At 69.8% G+C, this 17,385-nt stretch carries 17 protein-coding genes; 10 read left to right on the top strand and 7 right to left on the bottom strand.

Annotated features, from left to right (window positions below; all coding sequences use genetic code 11):
• Positions 1-49: 49 nt before the first annotated feature.
• A complete protein-coding gene (hemB, locus tag N800_RS09585; protein WP_036137602.1) occupies positions 50-1,042 on the bottom strand; it encodes a porphobilinogen synthase in 993 nt (330 codons plus the stop codon).
• A gap of 192 nt (positions 1,043-1,234) precedes the next feature.
• Here hemB and N800_RS09580 point away from each other — a divergent pair, with 192 nt between their 5' ends.
• Positions 1,235-1,561, top strand: coding sequence for a high-potential iron-sulfur protein (locus N800_RS09580; RefSeq protein ID WP_036137600.1), 327 nt, complete (start codon positions 1,235-1,237; stop codon positions 1,559-1,561).
• A gap of 109 nt (positions 1,562-1,670) precedes the next feature.
• On the opposite strand, the gene N800_RS09575 is transcribed toward N800_RS09580, so the two are convergent.
• Complete coding sequence (locus N800_RS09575; RefSeq protein WP_036137597.1) at positions 1,671-1,919, bottom strand: hypothetical protein; 249 nt, start codon at positions 1,917-1,919, stop codon at positions 1,671-1,673.
• Between the two features lie 125 nt (positions 1,920-2,044).
• Positions 2,045-3,094 carry a chorismate transformation FkbO/Hyg5 family protein gene (locus N800_RS09570; RefSeq protein WP_232227586.1) on the bottom strand — a complete coding sequence of 350 codons (1,050 nt, stop codon included), beginning with the start codon at positions 3,092-3,094 and terminating at the stop codon, positions 2,045-2,047.
• A 152-nt stretch (positions 3,095-3,246) separates the two neighbouring features.
• Between N800_RS09570 and N800_RS09565 the strand changes: the two genes are divergently transcribed.
• The gene (locus N800_RS09565) at positions 3,247-3,666 is read left to right on the top strand and encodes a hypothetical protein (protein ID WP_052108132.1); all 420 of its coding nucleotides are present in this window, start codon (positions 3,247-3,249) and stop codon (positions 3,664-3,666) included.
• 87 nt (positions 3,667-3,753) lie between these two features.
• On the opposite strand, the gene N800_RS09560 is transcribed toward N800_RS09565, so the two are convergent.
• The 4 genes from N800_RS09560 to N800_RS09545 all read right to left on the bottom strand — a co-directional run bounded on the left by N800_RS09560 (position 3,754) and on the right by N800_RS09545 (position 9,814).
• Positions 3,754-4,563: a glycosyltransferase family 2 protein gene (locus N800_RS09560; RefSeq protein WP_036137594.1), complete on the bottom strand. Its 810-nt coding sequence runs from the start codon at positions 4,561-4,563 to the stop codon at positions 3,754-3,756.
• Positions 4,564-4,832: 269 nt separating this feature from the next.
• Positions 4,833-6,656, bottom strand: coding sequence for a DUF885 domain-containing protein (locus N800_RS09555; RefSeq protein ID WP_036137591.1), 1,824 nt, complete (start codon positions 6,654-6,656; stop codon positions 4,833-4,835).
• 188 nt (positions 6,657-6,844) lie between these two features.
• Positions 6,845-9,076, bottom strand: a complete 2,232-nt coding sequence (locus N800_RS09550; protein ID WP_036137697.1) for a S9 family peptidase — start codon at positions 9,074-9,076, stop codon at positions 6,845-6,847.
• Between the two features lie 48 nt (positions 9,077-9,124).
• Positions 9,125-9,814, bottom strand: coding sequence for a glutathione binding-like protein (locus N800_RS09545; RefSeq protein WP_036137589.1), 690 nt, complete (start codon positions 9,812-9,814; stop codon positions 9,125-9,127).
• A 133-nt stretch (positions 9,815-9,947) separates the two neighbouring features.
• On the opposite strand from N800_RS09545, the gene N800_RS09540 reads away from it, so the two are divergent.
• The 8 genes from N800_RS09540 to N800_RS09505 all read left to right on the top strand — a co-directional run bounded on the left by N800_RS09540 (position 9,948) and on the right by N800_RS09505 (position 17,364).
• On the top strand, positions 9,948-10,544 hold the full coding sequence (locus tag N800_RS09540) for a TIGR00645 family protein (RefSeq protein ID WP_036137587.1): 597 nt from the start codon (positions 9,948-9,950) through the stop codon (positions 10,542-10,544).
• 105 nt (positions 10,545-10,649) lie between these two features.
• Positions 10,650-12,854 carry a DNA helicase II gene (gene uvrD / locus N800_RS09535; protein ID WP_036137584.1) on the top strand — a complete coding sequence of 735 codons (2,205 nt, stop codon included), beginning with the start codon at positions 10,650-10,652 and terminating at the stop codon, positions 12,852-12,854.
• A 91-nt stretch (positions 12,855-12,945) separates the two neighbouring features.
• Entirely contained in the window at positions 12,946-13,788 is an 843-nt protein-coding gene (locus N800_RS09530; RefSeq protein ID WP_036137581.1) for a beta-ketoacyl synthase chain length factor, read from the top strand.
• Positions 13,781-14,587 carry a lysophospholipid acyltransferase family protein gene (locus N800_RS09525; protein WP_052108131.1) on the top strand — a complete coding sequence of 269 codons (807 nt, stop codon included), beginning with the start codon at positions 13,781-13,783 and terminating at the stop codon, positions 14,585-14,587. The genes N800_RS09530 and N800_RS09525 overlap by 8 nt, the downstream gene beginning before the upstream one ends.
• Positions 14,574-14,831, top strand: a complete 258-nt coding sequence (locus tag N800_RS09520) for a phosphopantetheine-binding protein (protein WP_036137577.1) — start codon at positions 14,574-14,576, stop codon at positions 14,829-14,831. Before N800_RS09525 ends, N800_RS09520 begins: the two co-directional genes overlap by 14 nt.
• A gap of 19 nt (positions 14,832-14,850) precedes the next feature.
• Positions 14,851-15,102, top strand: coding sequence for an acyl carrier protein (locus N800_RS09515; protein ID WP_036137574.1), 252 nt, complete (start codon positions 14,851-14,853; stop codon positions 15,100-15,102).
• Between the two features lie 23 nt (positions 15,103-15,125).
• Positions 15,126-15,674: a COG4648 family protein gene (locus tag N800_RS09510; protein WP_036137571.1), complete on the top strand. Its 549-nt coding sequence runs from the start codon at positions 15,126-15,128 to the stop codon at positions 15,672-15,674.
• The gene (locus N800_RS09505; RefSeq protein ID WP_036137568.1) at positions 15,667-17,364 is read left to right on the top strand and encodes an ApeI family dehydratase; all 1,698 of its coding nucleotides are present in this window, start codon (positions 15,667-15,669) and stop codon (positions 17,362-17,364) included. Before N800_RS09510 ends, N800_RS09505 begins: the two co-directional genes overlap by 8 nt.
• The last annotated feature ends 21 nt before the right edge of the window (positions 17,365-17,385 follow it).

The following is a 17,385-nucleotide window of genomic DNA, read 5'->3' as shown; positions in this document are numbered from 1 at the left end:
CGCCGTTCCGGCGGGTTTTTCACGGGACGAACGGCGTGTCTCCGAGCTATCAGCCCGCGTCCTTCAACCACCGCGCCGCATCCAGCGCGAAGTAGGTCAGCACGCCATCGGCACCGGCACGCTTGATGCTGGTCAGCGCCTCCAGCGCGCAGCCGCGCTCGTCGATCCAGCCGTTGAGCGCGGCGGCCTTGAGCATCGCGTACTCGCCGCTGACCTGGTAGACGAAGGTCGGCGCGCCGAACTCGTCCTTGGCGCGGCGGACGATGTCCAGGTACGGCATGCCCGGCTTGACCATGATCATGTCCGCGCCTTCGTCCAGGTCCAGCGCGATCTCGCGCATGGCCTCGTCGCTGTTGGCCGGGTCCATCTGGTAGGTGTACTTGTTGCCCTTGCCCAGTGCGCCGGCGCTGCCGACCGCGTCGCGGAACGGGCCGTAGAACGCGCTGGCGTACTTGGCGCTGTACGCGAGGATGCGGGTGTGGATGTGGCCTTCGACTTCCAGCTCGCCCCGGATGGCGCCGATGCGGCCGTCCATCATGTCGCTGGGGGCGACCACGTCGGCGCCGGCGCGCGCATGCGAGATCGCCTGCTTGACCAGCGCCTCGACCGTCTCGTCGTTCAGCACGTAGCCGCTGTCATCCAGCAGGCCGTCCTGGCCGTGCACGGTGTACGGGTCGAGTGCGACGTCGGTGATCACACCGAGCTGAGGGAAGCGTTCCTTCAACGCGCGCACGGCGCGTTGCGCCAGGCCGTCGTCCTGCCACGCGGCTTCGGCGGTCAGCGACTTGGCCTCCGGCGCGGTGACCGGGAACAGGGCCAGCGCCGGCACGCGCAGTTCGCTGGCCTGCTCGGCCACCTTGAGCAGCTCGTCGATCGACAGGCGCTCGATGCCGGGCATGGAGGCGACGGCTTCGCGTCCCTTGAGCTCGTGGACGAAGACCGGGTAGATCAGGTCGTTGGCGGTGAGGACCGTCTCGCGCATCAACCGACGCGAGAACTCGTCGCGGCGCATCCGCCGCGGGCGCGTGTAGGGGTAGCTCATGGCGGGGCATTGTACGCCCGGTGGGCAGGCGCAGCTTGATCGTGATCAGGCCTTTGCCGCGGGTCATCCCGCTGTGACGCTGAACGCCGAGGCTGCGCACGGCGCTGTCGAACGCGTATTTGACACCGGTCAAGGCGTCGGTGCGGCAGCGCACTAGAGTGACGCCATCCTAGCCACCCCAGTGTCCAAGCCATGGATCTCAGCAACCCCGGTCGTCGTCGTTTCCTCGCCTACTCCGCCGCCGCCGCGGCGATTCCGCTGGTGCTCAAGGCATTGCCGGCGCACGCCGCGCCTGCCGCGCTGCCCAAGCTGACCGCCGCCAACCCGCAGGCCAAGGCGCTGGCCTACACCGAGAACGCGGCCGCGGTGAAACACCCGGTGTTCAAGCCCGGCAGCAACTGCGCCAACTGCACCCTGTACAAGGGCGCCAACGGTCAGGCCTATGGACCGTGCACCCTGTTCCCGCAGAACACCGTGGCCGCCAAGGGCTGGTGCAGCGCCTGGGCGAAGAAGGCCTGAGCGGTATGAATTGGTGATCGCCGCGGTTGCCTGATCGCGGCGTCATCGCCACGCCCGTAGCCGTCGCGCACGGGCGCGGCGGGCTGCTGTCCGGCGGCTGCCGCTGGGTTCAGACCACGCCGCCGCCAATCCCCAGGCGCACGATCCCGACCACGATCACCAGCCCGTTGAGCACCAAGCCGGCCTTCGCGCGGCCACGGTGACCCGGACGACTGAGCAGGACGCCCAACGCGGCGATGATCGCCCCGATCGCGGCGAACGGGATCAGGAACCAGTTGCCCCATCCCAACAGTGGGATCAGTGCCACGATCATCCACAGCATCGCGACGATGCCCCACAGCAGGCTGATCAGTCCCATCCGAGTGTCTCCATGACGAAGGCGCGTGCGCCGATGCGATGATCATGCCGCATCGGCAGGGCGCGCGGGGAGGCGTCGGGTCCGCGGATCACGCTGTGTCTTGCCGGTGCAACCGGTACGGCCGCTCAGGCGCCGTGTACGCCGTCGATTTCCACGCGCAGCTCGCGCCGGCACACCGCACCATGCAGCACGACATGCGGCACCGTCGTAGGCAGGCGCGCGGCCAGTGCTTGGGCCACGTGCGGCAACTCGGCGGCATCGCGCACGTACACCTTGAGCCGGCTGCCCGCGCCGAACGCCGCAGGCAGCTCGGGACGCTGCTGGCGTGCGCGGTCGATGAGGTGGTCGAGGTTGACCAGCACTTCGTCCAGCTGCGCCTCGACCGAATCCCGGTGCCGTGACTCGTGGCCGACGATGGCGGCGGTGCCCGACAGCATCAACGGCATCGCGCTGCCAGGCGGGGGCAGCATCGCGCGGGCGAAGCCGGGCGGCTGCGGGCCGTACTGGCGCGGGTAACGCCAGGCGCTGACCTGGCGCGGGTTCTCCAGCGGGCTGCCCGGCGCGCGCGCGGCCAACCAGTACACCTGCAGTCGCCGCTCGCCGTCGACCCGGCCGATGGCCGTGGCGGCCGGCAGGCTGCCCGGGTCCACCGCGCCCAGCGCGCGGGCGCGGCCCACGCAGAAGCGGCGGTAGCGCTCGTCGTCGTTGTCGCCGGCGGTGATGCCGTCGAGGTAGTTCCACATCCGCAGCAGGTGCGGGTAGCCGCGCTCGGCGAGGAACGCCGACAGGCGCCGGTAGATCGCCTCGGTGGTGCGCTCGATATCGCTGTCGTGGTCGCCGGGCAGTTCGTCCAGCTCGATGGACCCGAATTGCAGCGCGCCGTCCTCGGCCCAGGCGACGTCGCCGTCGCGGCCCCGCGTCACCGGTCCGGCGGCGCGCCACACTTCCAGCGGTGCCGCGCCGTGCGGCTGCAGCGATACGCGCAGGTAGCGCGGGTCGTCGTGGCGCGGGGCGTCACGCCCGAAGCCGAACACGGCCAGGGTGTCGTCGCGGGCCAGCAGGGTGTCAAGGTCGGCGTCGCTGTAGTCCACGGCCCAACGGGGGGCGGGGGTGGCGAGCGGGGAGGGATTGTCGGCCACCGGCGGACGGCCGGTGGTCGGGTGCGGCGAAGTCATGGCGACAATGATAGCGGGCCGCCGTCGCGGGGACGTCACTTGGCGGGCTGGAGTCGTTGCCGGTGCGCCCCGTCGTGCCCGCGAGGGCAGGAAGCCGGGGTTCAGCCGCGTGCGCGGAGTATGCTCAGCGAATCCCGCCGAGTCCCGCCGCCATGTCGCCGCGCCGCCTGATCACCGCCTTCGCCCTGTCCGCCCTGTTGCTGGCCGGCTGCGCCAACACGCACCGGGTGATCCTCGCCCCGCCGCGCCCGGCCATCGCGGTCGAGCAGGTAAAGGTCTACCACGTGGCCCCGAAGCGCTTCGAGGAGATCGCGCGGTTGGAGTCGTCCAGTGCGATCGGTTTTGGCACGGCGGGGCAGACCGATGCGGCGATCGAGCGGTTGCGCCGCGAGGCGGCCAAGCTGGGCGCCAACGGCGTGCTGCTGCTGGGGGTGGGCAGCGTGGCGCCTCCGGTGTCGGTGGGTGTGGGCACGGGCGTGCATCGCAGCCACGTGGGCATCTACGGCGGTCTGGGTATTCCAACCACGCAGCGCCAAGCCGTGGGCGTGGCGATCCACGTTATCGAGGAGTAGCAGCCAAGGCCGGCGCGGAACGGTGGAGAACCGTCAGCCCCCGGCCTGAATCCCGAAGCCAGTCGAGGCCAGGATTCAGGGTGAGGGTCACCGCGTGATGACTGGTTGGCCCACGCGCGCCGGCGCGAACTCGCCGCTCGGATCGTCGATCAGCGGCGGGTGGGCGCGGATGCTGCGGTACACCGACCACATCCCGCCGCGGCGCAGCACCTGCGCCACCACGTGCGAGGTGATGCGCGCCAGGTCCTGCAGCGGACGGAAATGGCTGGCGCGGAACTGCTCTTCGCCACCGGCCTGCTGGTAACGCGATTCGATCGGCACCGACACCACCCGCGTGCCCAGCTGGCGCGCGGCGGAAATCAGCACCTGCGCCTCGAACACGAAGCCCTCACCGGGGATGTCCTGCAGCGCGCAGACCTCGGACGGGTAGAATCGTTGGCCGCTCTGGGTGTCGGCGATCTGGTAACCGGTGCCCCAGGCGATGCCCCAGTCACCGAAACGGTTGGCCAGCTTGCGGTACAGCGGGGCCTGCGCACGCTTGCGCAGCCGCGCGCCGATCACCAGGTGGCCCGGGTAGCGGTTGGCGGCGTCGAGCAGGCGGGGGATGTCCTCGGCGCGGTGCTGGCCGTCGCCGTCCATGGTGACCACGCCGCGCAGCCCACGTCGCAACGCTTCGTTGAAGCCGGTGCGCAGGCTGGCGCCCTTGCCGCGGCGGGTGGAGTGCCGCAGCACGGTGACCGGCAGGTCGGCGATGCACGCCGCGGTGCCGTCGTCGGACCCGTCATCGACCACGATCACGTGCGCGCACTCGCCCAACGCCGCCTCGACCACGCTGCGGATGCGCAGCGATTCGTTGAGGGCGGGGATGACGATGGCGACGTTGTGGCGTTCGAGCATGCGCGGTTCCGGCGTGGGGGAGCGACGGAAGCCCTGCGTACTGCGTCGTAGGGCCGACTTTGGTCGGAAGTATAGGCAGTGACGCGTGACGTGGAACCCGGGAACCGGCCGCTGCCCGCGCCTCCATTCAGGCTGGAAAGTGGATCGTGTTGACGAACGGCGACATTGGCTGCGGGTATTGCCGGTGCGTGCGACCTGCGGTGAGCGATTTGTCCGGGCAGCCCAGGTAGGCCGGCGTCCCATCGCGGGGGCGCCGGCATCAGCGGTGGTTAGCCGCGTGGCTTGGCCTTCTGCGCCGGCACGAACACCTCGCGCACGGCCTTGGCCAGCTGGTCTGGAGGCAGCAAGCCCTGGTCAAGCAGGAAGTCGTTGAACGCTTTGCGGTCGAAGCGGTCGCCCAGCGCGACTTCGGTCTCGGCGCGCAGTTGCATGATCCGCGCATAGCCGTAGAAGTAGCTGCCGGCCTGGCCCGGCGCCCTGACCGTGTAGCGGTCCACTTCCTGGCGTGCCATCGCCTTGCTGAAGCCCACCTGCTCGGTCAGCACCTTGAACGCGGTGTCGCGGTCGGTGAGCCCGAGGTTGAGCATGGGGTCGAGCATCGCGCGCGCGGCGCGCAGCAGGCGGAACTGCAGCGCGATCAGCTGGCCTTCCAGCGGCTCGTACGGGACCATCTCGGCTTCGGCATACAGCGCCCAGCCTTCGACGTTGACCGAGTTGAACGCGTACAGGGTGCGCGCCAGCGACACGCCACGCTCGACCATCGCGGTGAACTGCAGCTCGTGGCCGGGGCGGCCTTCGTGCGCGGTCAGCGTCCACGCGCCGGCCGGGTAATTGAAGTCGTCGTAGGCGCCGTCGGCCCCCGCATTGGGGTTGCCCAGCGGCAGCACGAAGGTGCCCTGCTGGCCGGTGTTGCCCACCAGCGGCGCCGGCAGGAAGTGCGGCGCGGGCTGCGCGGCGCTCTCGGCCTCGCTGCCCAGGCGCATCTGCATCGGGCGCTGCGGCAGCGAGACCACGGCGTGCCTGGCGATCAGGCGGTCGAGTTCAGGCATGACCGTGGTCCGATAGAACGGCTCGATCTGGTCGTTGGCCAGTTGCGGCTGCTTGAGCGCCTTGATCACGCCGATGTAGTCGGTGGCGGCGATGCCCTTCTGCTTGGCCACCAGCGGCGCCAGCTGCTGCATGGCGTTGCGGGTTTCCATGAACTCCAGCTGGGCGCGCTCGATCAGCACGCGCGGGTCGATGTCGATGCCGACGTTCTTCAGCGACAGCGCGTACAGCTCGTCGGGCAGCTGGTAGGTGGTGCGTGCGGTGGGCAGCACGCTGGTCTTCGACCACGTAGCGTAGTCGGTCAGCTGCTTGTCCAGCGCGTCGAGCGCGGCGTCGGCGCCTTCGATCTTGTACTTGGCGAACAGTGCGCGGATGCCCTTGAGGTAGGTGGGCAGGTTGTCGATGGACTGCTGCACCGACAGCTGCGTCGGCTGCAGCAGGCCCGGGTCGTTGCGCTCGTCGTAGCGCTGGCGTGCCTGGGTGGCCAGCGGCGTGCTGCCGGCCACCTGGCCGACGTAGCGCTGCAGGCGCTTGAGCGCCATCGCGCGGCGCGCCGGCGGGGTCTGGTCGCTGAGCAGGCCCTGCATGCCCTGGAACACCGACTGGCCAACGTCGGCCCACGGCCGGGTCAGGCGCTCGTTGACCTCGCTGGCCTCGATCGCGTCGTCGGCGGCCTTGATCAGGATATCCAGGTCCTGGCGGACGTTGGGATCGCGCTCCAGCTGCAGCTTGGTCGAAAGCTCGGCGCGCGCCTTGGCGGTGGCCTCGCGGAACCGTTTGGCGTTGTCGGGACCGAAATCAAAGGTCTTGTCGTCGTAGCCGGGAATGCCGAAGAACGACAGCTGTTCGGGGAAGAAGTCACCCTGCGCCTTGAGCAGGATCGCGGTGTAGTCGTTGCTGCGCGCGACCCACGCCGGAGCTGCTTTCGCGGAAGGGGCCTTGGCGGGGGCCGTCGCGGTGGCAGGCATCAGCAGCGATGTCGAGGCGAGGACAGGCAGCGGCGCGAGCAGCGCCACGGCAACGGCAAGGACGAGCGGCTTGGTCATCTGGGAGGCCCCGGGGCTGGAAGGCCCCCAGCATCGCCGCAGCCGGGCCGGCGGGACATCCCCCGAAGGTCACAGTGGCGCGACCCGTCCCGCCTAGGGCTGTGTCCTCGCGCGGAGGAAGGGAATGGCGCAGTCGGGCCCGCGCTGGAACAGCCACCGGCGCGTTGCACGCCGGCGGCCGGTGCGGCTCAGCGCGCGGCCGGCTTCAGGCAGCGCGCGAGGAAGGTCTCGGTGAGGCGGAAGCGGTGCAGCAGGTCGGCGCCGCTGAGGCCGTGCTTGGCACCGGGGTAGGTCATCAGCTCGAACGGCTGCGCGCGCTTCTGCAGGGCACTCATCAGCACGGTGGAGTTGCTGAACAGCACGTTGTCGTCGGCCATGCCATGGATCAGCAGCAGTGGCGAGGTCAGCCCGTCGACATGGGCGAGCACGCGGCCGTTGCGGTAACCGTCCGGATTGGCGGCCGGCAGGTTCATGTAGCGCTCGGTGTAGTGCGTGTCGTACAGGCCCCAGTCGGTGACCGGTGCGCCGGCGACGCCGCAGGCATACCGGTCGGAGGCCTGCGCCAGCAGCATCAGCGTCATGTAACCGCCGTTGGACCAGCCGTACACGCCGATGTGCTCGCCATCCACCCACGGTTGTTGCTGCAGCCACTCCACGCCCTTGAGCTGGTCGGCCACTTCCACCGTGCCCTGCACGCCGTACAGCGCGCCGCCGAACGCCGCGCCGCGGCGCGGGGTGCCGCGGTTGTCCAGCGAGAACACCACGTAACCCTGCTGCGCCAGGTACTGGTTGAACCAGTGGTCGCCGCGACCCGGCCAGGCGCGGGTCACGGTTTGCGTCGCGGGGCCGCCGTACACGTACACCACCACCGGATAGCGCCTCTTCGGATTGAAGCCGGCTGGCTTGATCACGCTGTAGTGCAAGGGCGTGGCGCCATCGGCGGCGGTCAGGGTGCCGTACTCGACCGGGCGCTGTGCATCGCGATAAGGCGCGTACGGGTGGTCGGCCTTGGCCAGGTCGTTTTCCTGCAACGTGGCCAGCAGCGAACCATCGTTGCGGAACAGCTGCAGCTGCGGCGGCGTGGTCGGGTTCGACCAGTTGTCCACGTACACGCTGGCGTTGGTCGCGAAGGTGGCGTTGTGCATGCCGTCGGCCTTCGACAGCCGCTCGATGGCGCCGCCGGCCAGCGGTACGCGGTAAACCTGCAGGTCGAGCGGGGTGTCCTTGCCGGCGCTGAAGTAGACGAACCCCGCGGCTTCGTCCACCGCCAGCACGGCATCGACCGGCCACGCGCCCGAGGTCAGCGCGGTGGCGTTGCCGTCGGCGCCGATCAGGTACAGGTGCTCGAAACCGCTGCGCTCGCTGCTCCACAGCAGGCGGCCGTCCTTGAGGAAGCGCAGGTCGCTGTGCAGCGGCACCCAGGTCGTGCTGGTCTCGGTGACCAGCGTGCGCTGCTTGCCGGTGTCGAGCTCGGCCTCGATCAGTTCCAGCCGCTTCTGGTTGCGCGACTGGCGCTGGAAGGTCACGTGCTTGGCATCGCGCCAGTCGACGCGCGCCAGGTAGATGTCGGTCTGTGTGCCCAGGTCGATCCAGGTCGGCTTCGCCTCGGCCTTCGGTGCAATGACCCCCAGTTGCACCAGCACGTTCTTGTCGCCGGCAGCGGGATAGCGCTGCTCGATCACTTCGGTGCGGTCCGGGTACACCTCGTAGCGCTTCTGCACCGGCACCGGGCTTTCGTCGATGCGGGCGAAGGCGATGGCGCTGTCGTCCGGTGCCCACCAGTAACCGGTGTGGCGGTCCATTTCCTCGTCGGCGACGAATTCGGCCACGCCGTTGCCGATCTCCGCGCTGCCGTCCTTCGTGAGTTGCGCGCTCTTGCCGGTGGCCAGGTCGATCACCCACAGGTTGCGCTCGCGAATGAAGCTCACAAAGCCGCCCTTGGGCGAGAGTTTGGGGTCGGTGGCGAATCCTTCGCCATTCGTCAGCTTGCGGACCCCGGCCTTGCCGGGCTTGCTCAGGTCATACAGATACAGCTCGCCGCCCAGCGGGAACAGCAGCGTCTTGCCGTCGGGCGACCACTGGTAGTCGACGATGCCGCTGAGCGAGGCGATGCGCTGGCGCTCGCGCCGGGCCTTTTCCTCGTCGCTGAGCACTTCGGCGCCGGGCAGGACGTCGTTGGAATCGACCAGCAGCGCGGTGGTGCCGCTGGCGATGTCGTAGGCCCACAGGTCCAGGCGGTTCTTGTCCGCGTCCTTGCCGCGCAGGAAGGTCACGCGGCTGCCATCGGGCGCGACCTTGGCCTTCATCAGACTCGGCCCGGACAGTGAGGTGCTGCCGGTGATGGCTTCCAGGGTGAGCTTGCCCGGCGTCGGCGTCGGCGAGGCGGCAGCGGCAAGGGCGGCGGGGGCAATCATCGACATGGCGATCAGGCTGGCGGCGAGGCCGCGGCGGAGGCTGTTGTTCATGGCTTACGGGGTTGGGGTTCCGAACAGGTGCTTGCGCATTTCGGCGGTCATCTCGCGTTGTGCGCCGTACTGCTCGGCGAGCGCGTATGCGCGCTGCACCGCGGGGCGGGCGGCGACATCGGCCTGCCAGCGGTTGAGATGGGTGAAGCCGGACAGGTCCAGCGGCGCCTTGGTGTACGGGTTGATCCAGGGGTGGATGGCCATGTCGGCGATGGAGTACTCATCGCCGGCGACGAACGCGCGGCCCTCCAGGCGACCGTCGAGCACCCCCAGCAGGCGCAGCACTTCACGCCGGTAGCGGTCCTTGGCGTAGGCGATGTCGTCCGGGGCGTAGACGTGGAAATGGCCGTACTGGCCGGTCATCGGCCCGAGTCCGGCCATCTGCCAGAACAACCATTCGGTGGCCTCGATGCGGGCACGCGGGTCGGCGGGCAGGAAGCGTCCGGTCTTGCCGGCGAGGTACTGCAGGATCGCGCCCGACTCAAACACACTGATCGGGGCACCGCCGTCGACGGGCGCGCGATCGATGATTGCCGGCATCTTGTTGTTGGGCGAAAAGGCGAGGAACTCCGGCTTGAACTGGTCGCCGGCGCCGATGTCCACCGGGTGGATGGAGTAGGGCAGGCCTGCCTCTTCGAGGAAGATGGTGATCTTGTGGCCGTTGGGCGTGGGCCAGTAGTACAGCTCGATCATGCCGTGGCTCCGGATGGGGGAAGGGCGAGTGTACGCGGTGTGGCCGCAGCGTTCCGCGACGCCGGCTGGCCGTTGGCGCCTCGCGGCCGCCCCGTTACTCTAGGCCCCTTCACGCCATCCGTAGTCGTAACCCATGTCCCAGCCCCGTGCCTCGCTCAACCCCTTGCCCTCCTTGATTTTCAGCTCGCGCTGGCTGCAGTTGCCGCTGTACCTGGGCCTGATCGCGGCGCAGGGCGTGTATGTGTTCCTGTTCCTGAAGGAGCTGCTGCACCTGATCCAGGACGCCGCCTCGCTGAGCGAGCAGGGGATCATGCTGATCGTGCTCGGCCTGATCGACGTGGTGATGATCTCCAACCTGCTGGTGATGGTGATTGTCGGTGGCTACGAGACCTTCGTCTCGCGCCTGCGCCTGGAAGGCCATCCGGACCAGCCGGAGTGGCTGAGCCACGTGAATGCCAGCGTGCTGAAGGTGAAACTGGCGATGGCGATCATCGGCATCTCCTCGATCCACCTGCTCAAGACCTTCATCGAGGCCGGGCAGCTGGGCCTGCCGCTGTGCACCCAGGAGCTGACCGCGGCCGCCGCGCTGTGCACCAAGGCCACCGCGACCGGCGTGATGTGGCAGACCATCATCCACTGCGTGTTCATCCTGTCGGCGATTGGCATCGCCTGGACCGACAAACTGATGACCGGCGTGTCGGCCAAGCGCGAGCACGAAGCGCACCACTGAGCCACCACGGCCCCGAAGGATCCGCCACGGCCCGGCAGCCGTGGCGCCCCGCACGCGAGGCGATCCAGGCGGGTGGCCGGCCACCGCGCCCGGTAGAATGGGCCGATGGATGTATCCCACCTGCTTGACGCGCTGAACCCGGCGCAGCGCGAAGCCGTGTCCGCGGCGCCCGGCCACTACCTGGTGCTGGCCGGCGCCGGTTCCGGCAAGACCCGCGTGCTCACCCACCGCATCGCCTGGCTGAACGAAGTCCACGGCGTGCCGACGCACGGCATCCTGGCGGTGACCTTCACCAACAAGGCCGCCGGCGAGATGCGCCACCGCCTGGACGCGCAGCTGCGCCACGGCGCGCGCGGGATGTGGGTCGGCACTTTCCACGGCCTCGCCCATCGCCTGCTGCGCCTGCACTGGCAGGACGCCAAGCTGCCCGAGGGCTTCCAGGTGCTGGACAGCGACGACCAGCTGCGCCTGGTCAAGCGCGTGGTGCAGCAGCTGGAGCTGGACGACGTGCGCTTCCCGCCGCGGCAGATCGCGTGGTGGATCAACGCGCAGAAGGACGAAGGCCGCCGCCCGCAGCACATCCAGGCCAGCGCCGATCCGTGGGCCGACGTGATGCGCCGTGCCTACGAGACCTACCAGGAACGCTGCGAACGCGCGGGCCTGGTCGACTTCGCCGAGCTGCTGCTGCGCGCGCACGAGCTGCTGCGCGACAACCCGGCGCTGCTGGCGCACTACCGCCACCGCTTCAGCGAGATCCTGGTCGACGAGTTCCAGGACACCAACGCCATCCAGTACGCCTTCGTGCGCGTGCTGGCCGGCGACACCGGCCACGTGTTCGTGGTCGGTGACGACGACCAGGCGATCTACGGCTGGCGCGGCGCCAAGGTCGAGAACGTGCAGCGCTTCCTCAAGGACTTCGCGCACACCGCCAGCGGCGAGGCGAAGACCATCCGCCTGGAGCAGAACTACCGCTCCAGCGCCAACATCCTCAACGCCGCCAACGCGGTCATCGCGCACAACCCCGATCGCCTCGGCAAGAAGCTGTGGACCGACACCGGCGAAGGCGAGCCGATCGACCTGTACGCCGCCTACAACGAGATGGACGAGGCGCGCTTCGTGGTCGAGCGCATCCGCCAGTGGGTGCGCGACGGCGGCAGCCATGGCGATTGCGCGGTGCTCTACCGCAGCAATGCGCAGTCGCGCGCGTTCGAAGAGCTGCTGCTGGCCGAGCAGGTGCCGTTCCGCGTGTACGGCGGCATGCGCTTCTTCGAGCGCGCCGAAATCAAGGACACCCTGGCCTACCTGCGCCTGATCGCCAACCGCAGCGACGACGCGGCGTTCGAGCGCGCGGTCAACACCCCGGCGCGCGGCATCGGCGAGAAGACCCTGGACGAGGTCCGGCGCCGTGCCCGCCACGACAGCGTGGCGCTGTGGGAGGCAGCGCGGCGCATCGTCGACGAGGGTGGCCTGACAGCACGCGCACGCAACGCCGTGGGCGGCTTCCTCGCCCTGCTCGATGCGATCGACACCGACGTGCAGGCCATGACCTTGCCGGAGAAGATCGACCACGCGCTGATCCGCTCCGGGCTGCGCGACCACTACTTCAATGAATCGCGCGGCCAGCTCGACTCGCGCGTGGACAACCTCGACGAACTGGTGTCGGTGGCCTCGCGCTTCACCCGCGGCGACGACGAGGTGGACGCGGCGATGCCCGAGCTGATCGCCTTCCTCAGCTACGCGCAGCTGGAGGCCGGCGAGGGCCAAGCCCAGGCCGGCGAGGAGGGCGTGCAGCTGATGACCCTGCACAGCGCCAAGGGCCTGGAGTTCCCGCTGGTGTTCCTCGGTGGCATGGAGGAGGGGCTGTTCCCCAGTGCCAAGTCGAGCGAGGAGTCGGGCCGGCTGGAGGAGGAGCGCCGCCTGGCGTACGTGGGCATCACCCGCGCGCGGCAGAAGCTGGTGCTCAGCTACGCCGAGAGCCGCCGCCTGCACGGTCAGGACATGTATGGCATGCCGTCGCGGTTCCTGCGCGAAATCCCGCCGCACCTGCTGCATGAGGTGCGACCCAAGGTGCAGGTGTCGCGGCCGGTGTACGGCAGCGCGCCGCGTGCCTTTCCCGCCGGTGGGCGCGGGCATGCGTCGATCGAGGCGCCGCCGGTCAAGCTGGGCGCGCAGGTGCGGCACCCCAGCTTCGGCACGGGCACGGTGGTGGACTACGAGGGCGCTGGCGCCCACGCACGGGTGCAGGTCAACTTCGACGACGCAGGCAGCAAGTGGCTGGTACTGGCCTACGCCAACCTGCAGCCGGCATGACCGGCTGCGCGAAATTCGCCCATCCTCCGCTCAGGTCAGCGCCGGGCCCGGGCGCTAGAATGCGCGTGGGGTGCAGGCAGATGGCAGGGGCATGATCCAATTCACGGTGGCGGACTGGGCGGCGTGGGCCCCCGGCCTGCACGAGCGCGAGGCGTGGCAGGCCTGGTCCAAGGCGCCTGTCCTGCCGGCGGGCGATGACACGCCCGCCCTGCCGGAAGTGCCGGCCATGCAGCGCCGCCGCATCGAGCGGTTGGGGCGGATGGCGGTGCAGGCCGCCTGGTGGTGCAGCTGCGCCGAGGCGGACGGCGTGCCGTTGGTGTTCGCCTCGCGCCACGGCGACGTGCAGCGTTCGTTCGAGCTGCTGGAGCAACTGGCCCGAGGCGAGCCGATGTCGCCGACCCATTTCGGCCTGTCGGTGCACAACGCCATCGCCGCGCTGTATTCCATCGTGCGCGGCGAGCGCGGCAACTACCTGGCGCTGGCCGCGGGGCGCGCCACCGCGGAGGCGGCGCTGGTGGAGGCCGCGGGCCTGCTGGCGGACGGCGCACCGGAGGTGCTGGTGGTGGTCTACGACGCACGGCCGCCGGCGGTGTATGCCGACTTCCTCGACGAGCCGGACCCGTTCTACGCCTGGAGCTGGCGGGTGCGCGCCGCGGGCGAGGGAGCGCGCCTGTCGCTGGCGTGGGCCACGGATCCGGCCGGCGAGGACGCGTCGGCCCACGGCATTGAAGTGCACAGGGACGCGGGCGCTTCGCTGGACGATGATCGCGGGCGTGCTGATGTGCATGGCATTGCGGCCAGCGCCGCCGCTCCGGCCAGCGCACCGGCGGCCTTGCCCGCCGGCCTCGACGCACTGCGCTTCCTGCTGGCAAGCGACTGCTCGCGGGAACACCGGGTGGATGGCCTGCGCTGGACCTGGCGTCGCCATGATTGACGCCACTGTCACCGAGCCCGTCCCGGCCGGCCGCCTGAACCACCTGTGGCGGATCGTCGGTACGGGGGTGAGCTTCCTCGCCTTTGGCGTGGGCGGGCTGCTGCTGGGCGTGCTGGTGTTTCCGCTGATCAACCTCGGTGTGCGCGATCCGGCGCGGCGTCGGCGTTGGGCGCGGCGCCTGGTGCAGAAGAGTTTCGCCTTCCACATTGGGCTGATGCGCACGCTGGGCGTGCTGACCTACGAGATCCGTGGTCTCGAGCGCCTGCAGCGGGATGGCCTGCTGATCCTGGCCAACCACCCCACGCTGATCGACGTGGTCTTCCTCATCTCGCGGCTGCCCAATGCCGATTGCGTGGTGAAGTCGGCGCTGGCCCGCAACCCCTTCACGCGCGGCCCCGTGCACGCCGCCGGCTACGTGTTCAACGACGACGGCGCGGGCCTGGTCGACGACTGCATCGCGGCCGTGCGCCGCGGGGGCAACCTGGTGATCTTCCCCGAGGGCACGCGCACCCGCCGCGACGGCCCGATGCAGTTGCAGCGCGGCGCGGCCAACATCGCCGTGCGTGGCCGGCTGGACATCACCCCGGTACGCCTGAGCTGCACGCCGATGACGCTGGGCAAAGGCGAGAAGTGGTATCGTGTTCCGGCGCGCCGGTTCCATGTCGTGGTGGATGTCCAGCCTGACCTCGAGATCGCGCCGTTCCTGAACGGGGCACAGGGAGAGGCCTTGGCTGCGCGCCAACTTACCGACCATCTCACCCAGTATTTCGCGGCAGGGGGCCTGCGTGCAGTCACTTGAGCTTGAGATCAAGCAGTTGATCATTTCGTCGTTGTCGCTGGAGGACGTGGCTCCGGACGACATCGACGCCGCGGCGCCGTTGTTCGGCGACGGGCTTGGTCTTGATTCCATCGACGCACTCGAGCTGGGGCTGGCGCTGCAGAAGCGCTATGGCGTGACCCTGTCCGCCGATTCGCAGGAAACCCGTCAGCATTTCGCCAGCGTCGACGCGCTGGCCCGGTTCGTCTCCGCGCAGCAGGCGTGAGCGCAGGGGAGCAGGCACCATGACCAAGAACGAACTTTTCGACCGCATCAGCCGCATCCTGCAGGACACCTTCGAGATCGATCCCGCGCGGATCACCCCCGAGGCGCACCTGAACACCGACCTCGACATCGACAGCATCGACGCCGTCGACCTGATCGTGCAGCTCAAGCCGTTGCTGGGCGGCCGCCTGCAGCCGGATGCATTCAAGTCGGTGCGCACGGTGCAGGACGTCGTGGACGTGCTGCACGGCCTGATCCGCGAAGCCGCCTGATCCGCCGGCGGCGAGGGGACGCCGTGGGCCGGACGCGAACGCTGCTGTTCATTGCCTTGTCGCTGGCGTACCCGCTGGTGGTCTACACCATGCTCGGCCGTTTCGAGCCGCGCTGGCTGGCGGTGCTGCTGTGCGCGCTGGCGCTGCTGCGCGCGATCACCACGCGCGAGCGGCTGTGGCTGTGGGCCGCGCTCGGTACCGGCCTGTTGGCGGCGTGGGCGACCCTGTCCAACGCGGCGCTGCCGCTCAAGCTGTACCCGGCGCTGGTCAACGGCGTGCTGCTGCTGGTGTTCGGCCTCAGCCTGCGCTTTGGCCCGCCGGTGGCCGAGCGCCTGGCGCGCCTGCACGAGCCCGACCTGCCACCGGCGGCGGTGGCCTATACCCGCCGCGTCACCCAGGTGTGGTGCGGCTTCTTCGTGTTCAACGGCACGGTCGCGCTGGTCACGGCGCTGTGGGCCAGCGAGCGGGTGTGGGTGCTGTACAACGGCCTGATCGCCTACGGGTTGATCGGCGCGCTGTTCGCCGTCGAGTGGCTGGTGCGGCAGCGGGTGAAGGCGCGCGCGCATGGCTGAGTGGATCGCGCTGCACGACGTGGCGGTGCGACCGCGGCCGGGACGTGCCGTGGCGCAACGCCCTGGCAACGGCATCGACCATGCCGCGTTCCGCGCGGACGTGGCGCGCTGGCGGAAGGCCTTTGCAGCCTCCGCTGGGGATAGCTGGGCGTTGCATTACGAGGACACCGCGACGTTCGCGGCGGCGTTGTTTGGCGCCTGGCATGCCGGCAAGACCGTTTACCTGTGCGCGGACGCGTTGCCGGGGACCGTTGAGCGCCTGCGCGCCGAAGTAAGTGGATTCGCGGGTGATTTTCCGCCCGACTGCCAACTGCTGGCGCCGGCTGGCGACGCATCGACGCCAGACGATGGTGCGACCTGGCCCCCGCTGGACGAGCAGGCCACGCAGTTGGTGGTGTACACCTCCGGCTCCACCGGCGAGGCGACCGCCATCCGCAAGTGCCTGGGCCAGCTGGCACGAGAAGTGGAGGCCCTGCAGGCGACGTTCGGCGAGCGTCTCGAAGACGCCGTGGTCCACGGCACGGTGTCGCACCAGCACATCTACGGCCTGCTGTTCCGCGTGCTGTGGCCGCTGGCGGCGGGTCGCGTGATTGCGCCGCGGTTGTTCTTCCACGAGGAGATCGCCGCCGCGTTGGATGCGCCTGCCCTGCTGGTCAGCAGCCCGGCGCACCTCAAGCGCATCCCCGACACGCTCGACTGGCAGAGGGCGCGGACGCAGTTGCGCGCGGTGTTCAGCTCCGGCGGCGCGTTGCCGGAGGAGGCGGCCGTGGCCGCACGGTGCACGTTGGGCCATGCCCCCGTCGAGATCTACGGCAGCAGTGAAACCGGTGGCATCGCCTGGCGCGAACGCCAACAGCCGGGCCCGGCGTGGACCCCGCTGCCCGGCGTGGCTTGGCGGATCACCGAGGGACAACTGGAAGTTGCATCGCCGCACCTGCCGGGCCGCGACTGGTGGCGCAGTGCCGACCGCGTGGAGGCCGACGGTGCCGGTGGCTTCCACCTGCTCGGTCGCGCCGACCGCATCGTCAAGGTGGAAGAGCGCCGCGTGTCGCTGACCGCGCTGGAGCGCCAGCTGACGGCGCTGCCCGAGGTGACCGAGGCGCGCGTGGTGCTGATCGACGGCCCGCGTGCGGAGTTGGCCGCGGTGGTGGTGCTGGGCGAGTCGGCACATGCGCGCCTGCAGGCCCGCGCGCGACGCGGTGTGGCGCAGGCGCTGGGGCAGGCGCTGGCCGGTGGGCAGGATGCGGTGACGCGCCCGCGCCGCTGGCGCTTCGTCGACGCCTTGCCGATGAACGCACAGGGCAAGACCACCGACGCCGCGCTGCGTGCCCTGTTCCGCCCGGAGCGGCCCACGCCGCTCTGGGTGCTGCGCGAGCCGACGCAGGCGCAGGTCGATCTCGACCTCGATCCCGCGCTGGCGGTGTTCGATGGCCACTTCCCGCAGGTGCCGATCCTGCCGGGCGTGGCGCAACTGGATTGGGCGGTGCGCTTTGGCCGCGAGGCGTTTGCGTTGCCGCCGCATTTCCTGCGCATGGAGATGCTGAAGTTCCAGCGCGTTGCACGCCCAGGCATGCGCATCCGCTTGCACCTGGAGTGGTTGTCGCAGAAGTCGGCGCTGGCGTTCCGTTACGAATCCGCGCTGGGGCCGCATGCCAGTGGTCGAGTGGTGTTTGGCGAGGCGGTGGCATGAGCACGGCGACGCCCGCACCGG

The sequence above is a fragment of the Lysobacter daejeonensis GH1-9 genome (genome assembly GCF_000768355.1).
GTDB classification, from domain to species: Bacteria; Pseudomonadota; Gammaproteobacteria; order Xanthomonadales; family Xanthomonadaceae; genus Aerolutibacter; species Aerolutibacter daejeonensis.
Note: the sequence above shows the minus strand (reverse complement) of the source record. Positions and strands in the feature narration are given on the sequence as shown.